We start from the raw sequence: 16250 nt of genomic DNA, 5'->3' as shown, positions 1-16250 counted from the left end.
GAGGTGCCGGGAGAGGCGGCCTGGGTAAGGCCGCCGAATCTTCAGCGAGTTGTTGCCAGTTCCTGTTGGACGCTGGCGACAGTGCGAGGCCAAGGTTTACCAGCCTGAACCTTCGCTGGCAAGGCCTTGATGGCGGTAACGGCGGCATCGCGGTTGGCGAAGTTACCGTAAGTGATGACGTAAAGCGGCTTGCCGTTGAGGACTTTCTTGAAATAACGGTACTCGCCGCCCTGCTCTTTCACGAAGTTTTGCGCGGTCGCCTCGGAGCTGGTGCCGAGGATCTGCACCACGTAGTTACCCGGAGCCTGACCGGCGTACCAGGTGCCGCCGGCAGCCTTGGCCGCAGCCGCTGGTTTCTCGGCAGGCTTGGCGGTTGCGACAGCCGCTGGCTTGGCTGGCGCAGGCGCTGGTGCCGGCTTCACTGCAGGCGCCGTCGGAACCGGCTTGGCCGTCGCGACCTGAGTCGGCGCTGGTGCAGGCGCCGGCGTCGGCTTGGCGGCTGGCGTCGGCGCAGGACCGGCCTGGATGCCCGCAGGAGGTGCGATGGTGGTCACGGTCGGCGGTGTAGCGCTGGAACCCTCTACCGGCACGCCATCGTCGCCCTCGGTGATGCCACCGGCGGCTTCAGCCAGCGGGCCACGCATGACCGGCTGCGAGTTGCCGACCAACGGCAATGGCATCGGTTGCGAATTACCGGCGAATTCCACGGCAGGTGCACCGCCGCTGTTAGGTTGTGGCGTGCCCTGGCCGAGCGGCAGTTGCGCCTGTTCGTTGGCAGGTGCGCCGGTGGTCGGTGCTTTGCTGCGACCCGGCATCAACCAGGCGGCGGCTACCGCGACCACGACGACGGCGGAAATCGCCAATACGTGTTTCTTCGGCATGTTGAACCCCATACTTGGACGCTTGACCGCTGAGCGGCTGGCAATCATGGCTTCGATCATTGCATCGCGGGCAACCTGGTTGATGTTGCCAGGCCAACCGTCGGAGCTTTCGTGAATATCAGAGATCTGTTCTGCGGTGAAAAGTTCGATACCCCGTCCAGCACCTTCGAGCCGCTGGTCCAGATATTCGCGGGTTTCTTCTTCGGTGTAAGGCTGCAGCTCGATGACGTGGAAGCGCTCTTCTTCAAGGCTCAGCGCCTCAAGTTGAGCGATCAGCGAGGATTCGCCGAACAGGAACACGTGCGGGCGGCCTTCCGGCGCACCGGCGGCCAACTCCATCAAGGCTTCGAGCGCTGACTCGTCGAGCTGCTCGGCGTCGTCCACCAGCAAATAGACTTCCTGACCGGTCAGCGCGAGCTGCACGACCTGAGCCAGAATCGCGCCGGTCTCGGCCTCGGCAACGTTCAGCGCCTGAGCCACCTGACGCAGCACGCCCGCCGCATCACCGGCGCCACGGGCGGAAACCACCACGCTTTGAACGGACTGTTTATTGGTGCTGGCCACCAGGGCCTGACGCAACAGGGTCTTGCCACTGCCTTGCGGGCCGGTGACCACCAGCAGCAACTGGCTGTAACGGGCCAGGTGGTGCAGCTGACCCAGCACAGGTTTGCGCTGGGCCGGGAAGAATTTGAAGCCAGGCACCCGTGGAGCAAAAGGGTCATGACTCAACTGGTAATGGCCGAGGAAAGCCTCGTCGGCGTGCAAACTAGTCATCGGGATCTTATTAACCTTTAAGCTGAGCCAGGGCGCGGTAATCCGCTCCCAGCGTGGCCTGTAGAACCTCTTTCGGATAATCGTCGGTCACCACTGCTTCGCCCATGTGGCGCAGCAGCACCAGGCGCAAACGACCGTCGATCACTTTCTTGTCAATTGCCATGTGTTCGAGAAAATCGGCTTCAGTCATCTCTTCAGGCGGGATGACCGGCAGGCCGGCACGCTGGAACAGGCGAATGCCGCGATCACGCTCTTGCTCACTGATCCAGCCCAGACGCGTGGACATTTCCAACGCCATTACAGTACCGGCAGCGACCGCTTCACCATGCAACCAGACACCATAGCCCATGTGGGTTTCGATGGCGTGGCCGAACGTGTGGCCCAGGTTCAACGTGGCGCGAACGCCGGTTTCCTTTTCATCGGCGCCGACCACCGCTGCCTTCGCCGCGCAGGAGCGCTCGATGGCATAGGTCAGGGCGACCTGGTCCAGGGCGCGCAGGCGATCGACGTTTTCTTCGAGCCAGGTCAGGAAGGGCTCGTCGCAGATCAAGCCGTATTTGATGACTTCAGCAAGCCCGGCGGACAACTCGCGGGCCGGCAGGGTATTGAGGGAGGCGGTATCGATCAGCACCACGTTCGGCTGATAGAACGCGCCGACCATGTTTTTGCCCAGCGGATGATTGATCCCCGTCTTGCCGCCCACCGAGGAGTCGACTTGCGACAACAGAGTGGTTGGAACCTGGATGAAATCGACGCCACGCTGGTAACAGGCGGCGGCAAACCCGGCCATGTCGCCAATCACGCCGCCACCGAGGGCGATCACGGTCGTGCGACGGTCGTGTCGTGCGGTCAGCAAGCCGTCGAAAATCAGTTGCAGGGTTTCCCAGGTCTTGAAGGCTTCGCCGTCGGGCAGCACCACGGAAATCACCGAATACTGCGCAAGGCTGCGGGTCAGACGTTCAAGATAGAGCGGCGCAACGGTTTCGTTGGAGATGATCGCCACTTGCCGTCCGCGAATATGCGGGGCCAGCAGCTCAGGCTGATCCAACAAACCTTCGCCAATATGAATCGGGTAGCTGCGCTCGCCTAGATCGACCTTGAGTGTCTGCATGTGTCCCCACAGTGAAGATGAAATCAGGCGTCCCGCCTTGAGTTATCGAGTATCCAGGGCATCTGATGGTGTGACGCCGTTCGGTAGCCATCCGCCACAACCTTGAGCGGTCATGGCAGGACGCCGAGGATAGCGCATTTCGCGCTGCGCTTTAACGGGGAGGCAGCTGCTGCAAGCGCTCGAGAATATCGAGCACCACCATACGCGGCGGCCGCTCATCCGTTTCAACCACCAGGTCGGCGATTTCCCGATAAAGCGGATCGCGCAACTCCAGCAAATCCCGAAGGGTCTTGGCCGGATCGGCGGTACGCAACAGTGGCCGATTGCGGTCGCGGGCAGTGCGGCCGACCTGCTGCTCCACGGAAGCGTGCAGATAAACCACCCGACCACCGGCACGCAGCGCCCGACGATTGGCTTCGCGCATGACTGCACCGCCGCCGGTCGCCAGCACCACGCCGTCGCAATCGCACAGCTCGGCAATCATCGCCTGCTCGCGGTCGCGAAAGCCCGGTTCGCCTTCCTTATCGAAGATCCATGGGATATTGGCGCCCGTGCGCAATTCAATTTCCTTATCGGAATCTTTGAATGGCAGGCGCAGCTCTTTGGCCAGCAACCGGCCGATGGTGCTTTTTCCAGCCCCCATCGGTCCAACAAGAATCAAATTTCGCACAGAATCAATGACTCACAGCAATCGCCTGGTTGTTCATGATACGCGGAGTGAGAAATACCAGCAGCTCGGATTTTTTCTCCGAAACCACGTCACGCCGGAAAAGGCGGCCAAGATACGGCACATCGCCGAGAAATGGCACCTTATCTACAACCTTGCTCTGAGTATTTGAGAAAACGCCACCGATTACGATGGTCTCGCCATCATTGACCAGGACCTTGGCGTTGACCTCGTTTTTCTTGATCGGCGGTACATCCTGGACCTTGTTCAGGTAGTCCGGTTCGTCCTTGGTGACCTTGACCTCCATGATGATCCGATTGTCCGGGGTGATCTGCGGCGTCACTTCCAGCGACAGCGAGGCCTCTTTGAAGGACACCGATGTGGCGCCGCTGGAGCTGGCTTCCTGGTACGGGATCTCGGTGCCCTTGAGGATTTTGGCGGTTTCCTTGTCGGACGTGACCACTTTGGGCTGTGAGACGATTTCGCCGTTACCGGTTTTCTCCATCGCGGTCAGCTCAAGATCCAGCAGCACATTGTCGGTGATGAAGGCGATACCGAGCCCCGAGGTGTTGGCGGCGGCGCCCATATCGACGAACGGCGAGTTGGTACTGGTGCTGCCGGGCGTGCCGATGGTCGACGAAGCATCGGCGCCGTTGCTGACCCCGGATGTGTTCCAGTTGCCTTTGTTCTGCAACGAACCGCCCCAGCGCACGCCGAGGCTTTTGTCATAGTCGACGTTGGCTTCGACGATTCGCGCCTCGATCATCACCTGACGCACCGGGATGTCCAGTTGCGCGACGATCCTGCGAAGTTCGTCGAGGCGATCCTGGGTCTGATAGGCAATGATGTTGTTGGTCCGGTCATCGACAGTGATCGACCCCCGCTCGTCCACTTTCGCCTCGGCACTGGTCACCGACGTGAACAACTTGGCGATATCCGCCGCCTTGGCGTAATTGACCTGCAGCAGCTCACGACGCAATGGCGCCAGATCGGCAATCTGCTTCTGCGACTCCAGCTCCTGACGTTCGCGCGCGGCAATCTCGTCGGCCGGCGCCACCAGCAACACGTTGCCGATCTTGCGCTTGTCCAGCCCCTTGGTTTTCAGCACCAGGTCCAGCGCCTGATCCCAGGGCACGTTTTGCAGGCGCAAGGTGATGCCGCCCTGCACCGTGTCGCTGGCCACCAGATTGAGGTTGGTGAAGTCGGCGATCAGTTGCAGCACCGAGCGCACATCAATGTCCTGGAAGTTCAGCGAGAGCTTTTCACCGGTGTAGGCAAAACGTTCGGCGTTGCGCTTTTGCAGGTCATCGACGGTCATCGGGCGAATGCTGACGGTGAGCTTGTTGTCGGTCTGGTAGGTCGAATAATCGAAGGCGCCGCTGGGCTCGATGCTGATGGTCGCCCGGTCCCCGGTGGCACTGGCGTTGACGAACTGCACCGGCGTGGCGAAATCCTTGACGTCCAGGCGCACTCGCAGAGGTTCTGGTAATTGGGTTCTGGAAAAGTTAAGGACGATTTTGCCATCGCGCTCCTGAATGTCCGGGGCGATGGAAGGGTCCGACAGGTCGATGACCACGTTGCCTTCGCCCTGGGTTCCACGCTGGAAATCCACGCCGCGAATGGCCTTGCTCACCGGCGCATAAGCCTTGGCCGGCGCCACAGTTGCCGTGGCGACCCGTGAAGGCCTGGCGACAGGCGCCGCAGCGTTACTGCCTCCCCGCCCGACCACAACGAACAGGTTGTTGCCTTCGACCCGTGCGGTGTACGGGGTCAATTGAGTCAGGTTGATGATCAGCCGCGTGCGGTCCTTGGCTTCTACCACTGTGGCGCTGCGGGCGTTGCCGCCGCCAAGATCACGGGTCTTGCTCGCCAACCGGCTGACCACGCCAGGCAGATCCAGCGCAATCCGCGCAGGCTGCTCCGTCGTGTAACCGTGGGGCGCCGGCGGCGCGTCATCGAATGACAACTTCAACTCGACGCGGTCTCCCGGCAGCGCGGCAACATCCAGCGCTTTGAGGTTGGCCGCTTGTACCATCGGCGACAGCAACGCTATCCATAGCGAAATACCGAAGGTTGAGAAAATCCTGTTCATTATTCGAGTTCCACTATGAGTGCTCTTTCAAAGGGATAGTCCGTGGCCGCTCCAGCCAGGCGCCTTCGCCGTCAGGAACGATTTCGACCACATCGACTTGCGAGCCGCTGATGGCGACGATCCGGCCATCGTTGCGCCCCAGGTAATCGCCGACTTTCAGCCGATGCACACCGCCCGCCCCGCGCAACAGCGCAAAGGAGCCCGCCGCATTGGAGATCGTGCCGACCATTTCAAACTGCTCGATGTTGAAACCTTCGAGGTACTGCTTGACCCGGCTGGGGTCTGGTTTGACATTGCGTGCGCCATGCTTTTGGCCGGCCAGATCAACTCTGAGCTGCCGGGAAAACGGGCTTCGCAAGTTAGCGGCGCTGTAGGTGAACGTTGGGTAAGACCGGAATGTCGGCGTTGGTTCAATCCTGCCGGGCGCACGTAGACGCATTTCGTTCATGTAAGCGTCGAGATCACTGAAGTCGTTGCTGCCACCACAACCGGCCAGGGCGGCCAACATCCCGATCATCGGAAAAATACGAATCGGGCTCATTTTTGCAGCCCCTTGTCGTTGTAGCGGTAAGTCTTGGCGAGGATGCTCATGCGCAATTTCGAGCCGCCTTCGGGGTTGGCCGGGGCAAGGTCGAAGTCATGCAGGGTGACGATCCGTGGCAGCCCGGCCACGCCACTGACGAACGTGGCGAGGTCATGATAGGCACCGGTGACAGTGATCTGGATCGGCAGTTCGATGTAGAACGGCTGAGTGACCTCAGGCAGCAGTTTGATCTCTTCAAACTCCAGCCCGCTTCCGAGGCCGGTACGCGTGATGTCCTCCAGCAGACCGGGCACTTCGGTGTCGCTGGGCAATTGCCGCAGGAGTACGCCGAAGGAGTTCTCCATTTCCTTCATCTGCTGGGTGTACAGCTCAAGATTCGCCGCCATGTGGGCCTTGGTGGCGAATTGCTCCTTGAGGGTCGACTCTTCCTCGCGCTTGAGTTCAAGCTGGCTCTCAAGGTCACTGATGGAAAAGCTGTAGCCCAGCGCCAACACCAGAATCATCAATAGAAGACCCGCCAGCGCCTTGATGGCGGGCGGCCAGGACCCCATGTTGTTGGTGTCCAGATCGTTGATGTCGATCTTGCGCAGCCCTTCGATCCATTCGGCCGGCTTCATTGAACGGCCTCCACGGCAGCAGGCTGGGTCTGGCGCACGGTCAACTGAAAGACGTTGGCCTGATCCAGTTGGCCTGCGGTGGTCGCCTTGACCTCTGTCAGGGTGGGCGCATCGAACCAGTCCGATGCATCCAGATTGCGCATCAAGTCGGAAACTCGGTTATTGGATTCTGCCGCGCCGGTGATGGACAGGGTTTTACCTTCCATTTTCACCTCGGTGAAATAGACCCCGTCCGGCAAGGTGCGCGCCAACTGATCGAAGATCCGCCCGCTGATCGGACGATTGCCCTGCAGGTCCTGAATGATGCGCATGCGTTCGACCAGTTGCTGACGCCGTGCCTTGAGGTCGCTGATCTGTTTGATCCGCTCGTCGACCACCGCAATCTGTTTACCGATGTAATCGTTTCGGGCGACCTGCCGGTCGATGGCGCCGTTGAGGGCCCGATCCGCGACCAGCACCACTGCCACAGCGCCCACCAGCACGCCGACCAGCGCCAGCAAAAAGCGTTTGCGACGTGCGTCCCGCAGCTCTTCGCGCCAAGGTAAAAGGTTGATCCGCGCCATCAGTCGAAGCTCCTGAGGGCTAACCCGCAGGCGATCATCAGCGCCGGCGCATCGCTGGCCAGGGCACCGGCGTTGACCTTGCTGCCCAGGGTCATGTCGGAGAATGGATTGGCCACTTGCGTCGAAGTGCCCAGGCGCTCCTCGATCAATCGGTCCAGCCCCGGAACCGAAGCGGTGCCGCCAGCCAACAGGATATGGTCGACCGAGGTGTACTGGCCGGAAGCAAAGAAAAACTGCAACGAACGCGACACTTGCTGCACCAGCGCATCACGGAAGGGCTGCAACACTTCGCTGACGTAATCGTCCGGCAAACCGCCCTGCTTCTTCGCCAGCCCCGCTTGCTCAACGGTCAGGCCATAACGCCGCTGGATTTCTTCCGTCAGTTGACGACCGCCGAACAACTGTTCGCGGGTGTAGATGATTTTCCCGTTGCGCAGCACGCTCAGGGTGGTCATGGTCGCGCCGATGTCGACCACGGCGACTGTCAGATCTTCGCGAGACGCCGCCAGATGCCCGGTCAGCAGGCCGAAGGAGCGCTCCAGCGCGTAAGCCTCGACATCGACCACGCGCGCCGTCAGGCCGGCCAGTGCGAGCGCCGCTTCACGGACTTCGACGTTTTCCTTGCGACACGCTGCCAGCAGCACACTGACCCGTTCCGGGTTGCGTGCCGATACGCCCTGTACTTCAAAGTCGATGGCGACTTCGTCCAGTGGATAAGGGATGTATTGATCGGCCTCGATCTTCAGTTGGTTTTCCAGCTCGTCGTCGGAAAGACCTGCATCCATTTCGATGGTTTTGGTGATGACGGCAGAACCGGCCACGGCTACGGCCACATTCTTGAGGCTGGTTCTGGCCTTGAGCAACACGCGTGAAAGCGCCTGACCCACGCCTTCGAGCTCGGCGATATTTTTCTCGACCACCGCGTTGGCGGGTAGCGGTTCTACCGCATAAGCCTCGACCCGATAGCGGTCGCCCTGGCGGCTAAGCTCAAGCAGCTTCACCGACGTGGAGCTGATGTCGATCCCCAAAAGCGTATTGGCTTTTTTATTGAAGAGTCCTAGCACTACCAATTCCCTATGACTATCCGTGTCTTACGGACTCTGTAATGTCCGTTGCGTTCAAACCACCCGTCTTGACAGCAGCGCAAATGACGCTCTCGACGTAAAAATGCTTATAATGCCCAGCGTTTTTTTCCGGTTTTTACTGCAAGCGCGGGTCGTTCCCTGTTTATCTGAACCCTGCTGCCTAATTCATTCTTTGCCCTGGATATCCCAAAGCCTTGATTCGTCTGCTGAAATTCTTCGGTTGGTCCATCGTCGCCGTTTTCTGCGGACTGCTCCTTGGTCTGAGCGGCGCGTTTCTTTACCTTAGTCCGGGATTACCCTCTGTGGAGGCTCTGCGAAGCATCCAGTTGCAGATTCCATTGCGCGTCTACAGCAGCGACAACAAGTTGATCGCAGAGTTTGGCGAAATGCGCCGTACACCGATCCGTTTCGCCGACATTCCACCCAATTTCATTAATGCGTTACTAAGTGCTGAAGACGACAACTTCGCCAACCACTACGGCGTCGATCCCAGCAGCCTGATGCGTGCCGCCACCCAATTGGTCAAAAGCGGACACATCCAGTCCGGCGGCAGCACCATCACCATGCAGGTGGCGAAGAACTTCTTCCTGACCAGCGAACGCAGCTTCTCGCGCAAGACCACTGAAATCCTCCTGGCCCTGCAGATCGAACGGCAGCTGACCAAGGACGAGATCCTCGAGCTGTACGTCAACAAGATCTATCTGGGCAACCGCGCCTACGGCATCGAGGCCGCGGCGCAGGTTTACTACGGCAAGTCGATTCGTGACGTCAGCCTGGCGCAGATGGCGATGATCGCCGGCCTGCCGAAAGCTCCGTCGCGCTTCAACCCGCTGGCCAACCCGGCTCGCAGCAAGGAGCGTCGCGACTGGATCCTTGGCCGCATGTACAAGCTCGGCAAGATCACCGAGAGCGATTACACCGCCGCGATCAACGAGCCGCTGAACGCCAGCTATCACGTGCCGACCCCGGAAGTGAACGCGCCGTACATTGCTGAAATGGCCCGCGCCGAAATGGTCGGCCGCTACGGCAGCGATGCCTACACCGAAGGTTTCCGCGTCACGACCACCGTGCCGAGCAACCTGCAGGAAATGGCCAACACAGCCGTCCACGAAGGCCTGATGACCTACGATCAGCGTCATGGCTATCGCGGTCCCGAGTCACGCCTGCCGGGCAAGACCCGCGAGGCCTGGATCTCAGAGCTGACCAAGCAGCGCACCATCAGCGGCCTTGAGCCGGCCATCGTCACGCAGGTCGAGAAGAACGGCCTGCAAGTGCTGACCCGTACCGGCGACGAACACATCGGCTGGGACAGCATGAAATGGGCGCGGCCGTTCCTGAACACCAACAGCATGGGCGCCAACCCGAAGCAGCCCTCGGATGTGGCTCAGGTCGGTGATCTGATTCGCGTACAGCGTCAGCCGGACAATTCGCTGAAATTCAGCCAGATCCCGCAAGCTCAGGGCGCACTGGTCTCCCTTGATCCGCAGAACGGCGCAATTCGCTCGCTGGTCGGCGGTTTCGCCTTCGAGCAGAGCAACTACAACCGCGCCCTGCAGGCCAAGCGCCAGCCAGGTTCGAGCTTCAAACCGTTCGTGTACAGCGCTGCGCTGGATAACGGCTACACCGCCGCCAGCCTGGTGAACGACGCACCGATCGTGTTCGTCGACGAATACCTGGACAAGGTCTGGCGTCCGAAGAACGACACCAACACCTTCCTCGGCCCGATCCGCCTGCGTGAAGGGCTGTACAAGTCGCGCAACCTGGTGTCGATCCGCCTGGTGCAGGCGCTGGGCGTCGATCGCACCATCGACTACATCAGCAAGTTCGGCTTCAACAAGCAGGACCTGCCGCGCAACCTGTCGCTGGCCCTGGGTACCGCGACCCTGACGCCAATGGAAATCGCCACCGGCTGGAGCACGTTCGCCAACGGCGGCTTCAAGATCACCCCGTACATCATCGACAAGATCGAAAGCCGCAACGGCGACACGCTGTTCGTCGCCAATCCGCCAAGCGTGCCGAAAGGCGATGTGGCCACCGACGGCATCGCCGCGCCGACCGCCGAGGCCTTTACGGTCAATGCAACGCCGGGCGAAGCTCCAGGCCTGCCAACACCTCAGGCGCCGGCCGTGGCCGAACGCATTGTCGATGGTCGCACCACTTACATCCTCAACAGCATGCTCGAGGACGTGATCAAACTCGGCACCGGCCGTCGCGCACTGGCCTTGGGGCGCCCCGACATTGCAGGCAAAACCGGTACGACCAACGAATCGAAGGATGCCTGGTTCTCGGGCTATAACGCCGATTACGTGACCACCGTCTGGACCGGTTTCGACCAACCGGAAAGCCTGGGCAAACGCGAGTTCGGCGGCACCGTTGCCCTGCCGATCTGGATGAACTACATGGGCGCCGCGCTCAAAGACAAGCCGCCGCACACGCAACCAGAGCCGGAAGGCATCCTCAGCCTGCGGGTTGACCCGGTCAGCGGCCGGGCAGCCACCCCAGGCACGCCTGGAGCGTACTTCGAACTGTTCAAGGCCGAAGATACGCCACCGTCGGTGAATGAGCTGGGCAACGGCAATGCGCCGGGCAGCCCGCTGCCAGCGGATGAAGCGGCGCCGATCGATCTGTTCTGATCGCAGCACCACCCGAAAAGCCCCGCCTTCGAGAGAAGTGCGGGGCTTTTTGTTGCCTGCAGGTTTTGCGTTGTCTTTTAGGGCCTCTTCGCGGGCAAGCCTCGCTCCTACGGGTTTTGTGTTGTACGCAGTTTTCGCGACCGGCACAAAACCTGTAGGAGCGAGGCTTGCCCGCGAAGAGGCCCGCACAGGCAACACACAAACCATAGGCAATAAAAAACCCCGGTTCAAAAGAGCCGGGGCTTCGGTTGAAGCGTTACAACGGCTTAGCCGTTGAACACATCATCCACGCTTTTCAGCGGGTAGTTCTTCGGATACGGCAGGGTTGCCACGCCGGTCTCGATTGCAGCCTTGGCCACGGCATCGGAGATCAGGGTGATCAGACGCTTGTCCATTGGCTTCGGAATGATGTACTCACGACCGAATTCCAGCTTGATGCCGCCGTAAGCGTCGCACACTTCCTGAGGAACCGGCAGTTTGGCCAGTTCACGCAGGGCGTTGGCTGCTGCCACTTTCATTTCTTCGTTGATGCGCTTGGCGCGAACGTCCAGGGCACCACGGAAGATGAACGGGAAGCCCAGTACGTTGTTGACCTGGTTCGGGTAGTCCGAACGGCCGGTCGCCATGATCACGTCGTTACGGGTGGCGTGTGCCAGTTCCGGGGAGATTTCCGGATCCGGGTTCGAGCACGCGAACACGATCGGGTTGGCCGCCATGGACAGCAGGCCTTCAGCGCTCAGCAGGTTCGGACCGGACAGGCCGACGAACACGTCTGCGCCTTGCAGGGCGTCAGCCAAGGTGCGCTTGTCGGTCGCGTGAGCGAAGACAGCCTTGTACTGGTTCAGGTCGTCACGGCCGGAGTGGATCACGCCGGTACGGTCAACCATGTAGATGTTTTCGATGTTGGCGCCCATGCTCACCAGCAATTTCATGCAAGAGATGGCGGCCGCACCGGCACCCAGGCAGACGATCTTGGCGTCGGCGAGGGTTTTGCCAGCGATTTCCAGGGCGTTGATCATGCCGGCGGCAGTCACGATTGCGGTGCCGTGCTGGTCATCGTGGAATACCGGGATGTCGCACTGCTCGATCAGAGCGCGTTCGATCTCAAAGCACTCAGGTGCCTTGATGTCTTCCAGGTTGATGCCACCGAAGGTGATGGAGATGCGCTTGACGGTGTCGATGAAGGCTTGCGGGCTTTCGGAGTCGACTTCGATGTCGAAAACGTCGATGCCGGCGAAGCGCTTGAACAGCACGCCCTTACCTTCCATCACTGGCTTGGAAGCCAATGGGCCGAGGTTACCCAGGCCCAGAATCGCGGTGCCATCGGAAATGACTGCAACCAGGTTGCCTTTACCGGTGTATTTGTAGGCCAGTTCAGGATCGCGGGCGATTTCGCGTACTGGTTCGGCTACGCCGGGGCTGTAGGCCAGCGACAGGTCGCGGGCGGTAGCGGTGGCCTTGGTGAGCTCGACACTCAGCTTACCTGGACGAGGATGGGCGTGATATTCGAGAGCGGCAGTTTTCAGATCAGACATGGGGGCATTCCGCTTTTACTGTTGGACAGACTGGTCAGCGAGGATACGCGCCTCGCAAAGTCCCCACAAGACTGACCAGTCACCCCTGTCAAGCGCCCCGCCCTACGACTTTGGGCCAAGAGCCACGGAACACAAGGGATAGACTGTTCACAATCGACAATAAAAATGTCTACAATTTTTTATCAAGGCGCCGCTTGCAACATCGCCGGATCGGTCAATGGAAGGAGCCAGCGCGCTTGCCCCGCTTGCAATCCGCCACGGCGCGAACGGTCCACGATCCAGCCACGGGCCTCGACCTGCTTGCCTTTCAGGCGCTCCAGCGCCGCACCATCAAATTGCCCCAGCAAATTGGGCGCAACACGCAGTACAAGAGAATCCTGCAACTCGATCCAAACACCGCCGCGATTGCGCTGAACCTTGCTCACACGCCCACTGACCACCGCGAAGCCGGACGTGTTGATCTGCTCCGCTTTCAGTACAGGCGACTGGCGCCACACACCGAGCCCGGCTTGCCGCGCACTGCGTTCCGCTGCTTGCTGACAGGCCACCAGATCGACATTCGGGGCGACCGCCACCTGGAAACCGAGCCCTTCTGCGAGCATCTGCGCTTCGAGGTTGGCACCCTTGGCGCCATAAAGATGCGCAAGGGTACGACCGTAGTGATCCTTGCTCTCTTTACCCGGCAGCACACCGACCCGCCCGCCGCTGGCAGCGACCAATGCTTCCAGGCGCTTGCGCGCCGCCACGGCGAACGGCTCGTCGGAGCGGCCCTGCTTGCCCAGCTCGGGCGTATTCAAGCCGATCATGCGCACGCTGCGGCCATCGCTCAGGCGCAGCGTGTCGCCATCCACCACCCGCTGCACCGCGACCGACGTCAGCCCGCTCGGCACCGGGCAGAAGGCCTGGGCGCCCGAAAGCCAAATCGCGGACACAAAAAAGGCGCCCGCAAGGGACGCCTTTTTTATCAGTCTGGAGAAGCCGGAACGACCTTCCAAAATGATTGGCCTTAGGCCTTTTTCGCGCCGAAAGCACCGAAACGGTCTGCGAAGCGCTGAACGCGGCCGCCAGTGTCCAGAGTCTTTTGCTTACCGGTGTAGAACGGGTGGCATTCGTTGCAAACGTCGATCGCCAGGGCTTTGCCGAAGGTCGAACGAGTTTCGAACTTGTTGCCACAGCTGCAGGTAACAGCGATGGCTGGGTATTCTGGATGGATATCAGCTTTCATGGTGTCTTCCTCAGGCTGCGTGCCGCCACCCAACACTATTGTTGAATACCGCACGTAATTAGGCCGCGGATTCTACCAGACAATCTCAATCACGCAAGCTGTCGCTGAGACCGACCGTCTGCTAGGCTCCCGACCCAATACGCGATCCCCTGTAGGAGTGAGCCTGCTCGCGATAACGGTCTGCCAGTCGCCGCAATGTTGACTGCAAGATTGCTATCGCGAGCAGGCTCACTCCTACAGGTTATATGTCACGCCCCCTATTTTTTGTTGATCGAGACCCCCCGCGTGCCCGACGCCATTTTGCGCCTCGCCCTGCCTTCGCCCCTGCGCCGCCTGTTCGATTACCGTGCCCCGGCCGGTGTCCTGCGCGCCCAGTTGCAACCGGGCATGCGCCTGCGCGTGCCTTTCGGCCGGCGGGAGATGATCGGGATTCTGGTGGAGGTCACCGACACCAGCGAAGTGCCGGCAGAAAAGCTCAAACCGGCCCTGGCCCTGCTCGACGCCACGCCGCCCTTGCCGCCAGCGCTGTTCAAGCTGTGCCTGTGGACCTCTCAGTATTATCAGCACAGCCTCGGCGATACCTTGAGCTGGGCGCTGCCGGTGTTGTTGCGTCAGGGCGAGCTGGCCGAAGCGCGCCAGGAACGTTTCTGGTCCGCCGCGCCTGGCGCCAGCCTCGATGACCCGCGCATCGCCCGGGCCCCGCGTCAGCGTGAGGCGTTGGCAACCCTGGCGCAGCACCCTCACGGTGTCGCCCATCAGTTGCTGAGCAAGCTGATGCTGAGCAAGGACAGCCTCGACCTGCTGCTGGCCAAGGATCTGGTGCAAGTGGAGATCCGCAAGCACGCCCCCGGCGCACGCCACGAGCATTGGCTGGCGCAACCGGAATTGCCGCTCAACCCTGAACAACGCGCCGCCTATGAAGCGATTCGCGCCGGGTTCGACAGTTATCACGCGTTCCTGCTGGCCGGGGTCACCGGCAGCGGCAAGACCGAAGTCTATTTGCAGTTGATCCGCGAAACCCTCGAAGCCGGCAAGCAAGCACTGGTGTTGATCCCGGAGATCAACCTCGGCCCGCAGACCCTGGCGCGCTTCGAACAACGGTTCAATGCACGCATCGCGCTGATCCACTCGGCGGTCAACGATCGCGAGCGCCTCGAAGCCTGGCTCGCCGCGCGCGACGGCGACGCCGACATTATTATCGGCACCCGTTCGGCGCTGTTCACGCCGATGAAAAACCCCGGCCTGATCATCATCGACGAAGAGCACGACGGTTCTTATAAACAGCAGGAAGGCCTGCGCTATCACGCCCGTGACCTGGCATTGGTGCGCGCACGGCAGGAAAACATCCCGATCGTGCTCGGTTCCGCCACGCCTTCGCTGGAAAGCCTGCACAACGCCTACACCGGACGTTACGGCCTCCTACGCCTCAATGAGCGTGCTGGCGGCGCCAAGCAGCCGCGTTTCCTGCGCCTGGATGTGAAAAGTCGCCCACTCGACAGCGGCATTTCCGGGCCGATGCACCAAGCCATCGGCCAGACACTCGCGGCCGGCCAGCAAGTATTGGTGTTCCTCAACCGTCGAGGTTTCGCCCCGACGCTGCTGTGCCACGACTGCGGCTGGATGTCCGAATGCCAGCGCTGCGATGCGCGAATGACCGTGCACCAGCGCTCCGGCGAACTGCGCTGCCACCATTGCGGCTACGTCGAACGCGTACCCCGGCACTGCCCGAAGTGCGGCAAAGTGGATTTGCGGCCGGTGGGCGCTGGCACCGAGCGCGCCGAAGAACGCCTGGCCATTCTGTTCCCGGATGTGCCGGTGCTGCGGGTCGACCGCGACAGCACGTCGCGCAAGGACGCGATGAATCAGTTGTTCGCGACCATTCAGAAGGGTCACCCGTGCATTCTGGTGGGCACGCAAATGCTTGCCAAAGGGCATCACTTTCCACGGGTGACGCTGGTGTCGATTCTCGATGCGGACGGTGGTTTGTTCTCCGGTGACTTCCGCGCCAGTGAGCGCATGGCGCAACTGATCGTGCAGGTCGCCGGCCGTGCGGGGCGGGCTGAAGAGCCGGGCAAAGTGATTATCCAGACCCATCTGGCGGACCATCCGCTGCTGGTGCAACTGACTGAACAAGGCTACTTCGCGTTCGCCGAACAGGCGCTGAGCGAACGACGCGCTGCCGGTTTGCCGCCGTTTGCGCATTTGGCGCTGCTGCGGGCCGAAGCGCACAAACCGGGGCAGGCTGAAGGCTTCCTGGACGAGGCGTGCAGCGAGGCCGAGCGTTTGCTGGCTGAACAGAATCTGACCGGGATAGAACTACTCGGGCCGGTGCCCGCACCGATGGAACGTCGGGCCGGGCGTTATCGCGCGCAGTTATTGTTGCAGGCAACGGCCCGGGCGCCGCTGCACCGGTTGCTGGCCAGTTGGTTGCTGGTGCTGGAGCAGATGCCGAGTGGGCGGGCGGTGCGCTGGTCTTTGGATGTCGATCCTGTGGATTTGTATTGATTTCAATATTGCCTTCGC

13 protein-coding genes are annotated in these 16250 nt (G+C 61.0%); 2 read left to right on the top strand and 11 right to left on the bottom strand.

All coding sequences use genetic code 11. The features are described 5' to 3' along the window. Positions 1–41 precede the first annotated feature (41 nt). The 8 genes from KGB24_RS14090 to KGB24_RS14055 form a co-directional block, all read right to left on the bottom strand. On the bottom strand, positions 42–1655 hold the full coding sequence (locus tag KGB24_RS14090; RefSeq protein ID WP_223414669.1) for an AAA family ATPase: 1614 nt from the start codon (positions 1653–1655) through the stop codon (positions 42–44). 10 nt (positions 1656–1665) lie between these two features. Then, on the bottom strand, positions 1666–2766 hold the full coding sequence (gene aroB, locus KGB24_RS14085; RefSeq protein WP_008041853.1) for a 3-dehydroquinate synthase: 1101 nt from the start codon (positions 2764–2766) through the stop codon (positions 1666–1668). Positions 2767–2917: 151 nt separating this feature from the next. Beyond that, the gene (aroK, locus tag KGB24_RS14080) at positions 2918–3436 is read right to left on the bottom strand and encodes a shikimate kinase AroK (protein ID WP_032828585.1); all 519 of its coding nucleotides are present in this window, start codon (positions 3434–3436) and stop codon (positions 2918–2920) included. A gap of 4 nt (positions 3437–3440) precedes the next feature. Then, entirely contained in the window at positions 3441–5525 is a 2085-nt protein-coding gene (gene pilQ, locus KGB24_RS14075; protein WP_223414670.1) for a type IV pilus secretin PilQ, read from the bottom strand. Between the two features lie 13 nt (positions 5526–5538). Then, positions 5539–6066: a pilus assembly protein PilP gene (locus KGB24_RS14070; RefSeq protein WP_223414671.1), complete on the bottom strand. Its 528-nt coding sequence runs from the start codon at positions 6064–6066 to the stop codon at positions 5539–5541. Beyond that, complete coding sequence (gene pilO, locus KGB24_RS14065; RefSeq protein ID WP_223414672.1) at positions 6063–6686, bottom strand: type 4a pilus biogenesis protein PilO; 624 nt, start codon at positions 6684–6686, stop codon at positions 6063–6065. The genes KGB24_RS14070 and pilO overlap by 4 nt, the downstream gene beginning before the upstream one ends. Further along, positions 6683–7249 (bottom strand): PilN domain-containing protein, encoded by a 567-nt coding sequence (locus KGB24_RS14060; RefSeq protein WP_223414673.1) that lies wholly within the window; start codon positions 7247–7249, stop codon positions 6683–6685. The genes pilO and KGB24_RS14060 overlap by 4 nt, the downstream gene beginning before the upstream one ends. Continuing rightward, positions 7249–8313 carry a pilus assembly protein PilM gene (locus KGB24_RS14055; RefSeq protein WP_008041861.1) on the bottom strand — a complete coding sequence of 355 codons (1065 nt, stop codon included), beginning with the start codon at positions 8311–8313 and terminating at the stop codon, positions 7249–7251. Before KGB24_RS14055 ends, KGB24_RS14060 begins: the two co-directional genes overlap by 1 nt. Before the next feature lie 218 nt (positions 8314–8531). Here KGB24_RS14055 and KGB24_RS14050 point away from each other — a divergent pair, with 218 nt between their 5' ends. Further along, positions 8532–10967, top strand: coding sequence for a penicillin-binding protein 1A (locus KGB24_RS14050; RefSeq protein ID WP_404943241.1), 2436 nt, complete (start codon positions 8532–8534; stop codon positions 10965–10967). Positions 10968–11233: 266 nt separating this feature from the next. On the opposite strand, the gene KGB24_RS14045 is transcribed toward KGB24_RS14050, so the two are convergent. The 3 genes from KGB24_RS14045 to rpmE form a co-directional block, all read right to left on the bottom strand. Continuing rightward, complete coding sequence (locus tag KGB24_RS14045; protein WP_008025204.1) at positions 11234–12502, bottom strand: malic enzyme-like NAD(P)-binding protein; 1269 nt, start codon at positions 12500–12502, stop codon at positions 11234–11236. Positions 12503–12684: 182 nt separating this feature from the next. Beyond that, the gene (locus KGB24_RS14040) at positions 12685–13497 is read right to left on the bottom strand and encodes a thermonuclease family protein (protein WP_223414675.1); all 813 of its coding nucleotides are present in this window, start codon (positions 13495–13497) and stop codon (positions 12685–12687) included. 11 nt (positions 13498–13508) lie between these two features. Then, on the bottom strand, positions 13509–13727 hold the full coding sequence (rpmE, locus tag KGB24_RS14035; protein WP_008025207.1) for a 50S ribosomal protein L31: 219 nt from the start codon (positions 13725–13727) through the stop codon (positions 13509–13511). 285 nt (positions 13728–14012) lie between these two features. Here rpmE and KGB24_RS14030 point away from each other — a divergent pair, with 285 nt between their 5' ends. Next, entirely contained in the window at positions 14013–16232 is a 2220-nt protein-coding gene (locus tag KGB24_RS14030; RefSeq protein WP_008041865.1) for a primosomal protein N', read from the top strand. Positions 16233–16250: the final 18 nt, after the last annotated feature.

The organism is Pseudomonas sp. BF-RE-25 (assembly GCF_019956105.1).
Taxonomy (GTDB): Bacteria; Pseudomonadota; Gammaproteobacteria; order Pseudomonadales; family Pseudomonadaceae; genus Aquipseudomonas; species Aquipseudomonas migulae.
The sequence above is the reverse complement of the archived record's forward strand: the minus strand, read 5'-3'. Positions and strand labels throughout refer to the sequence as shown.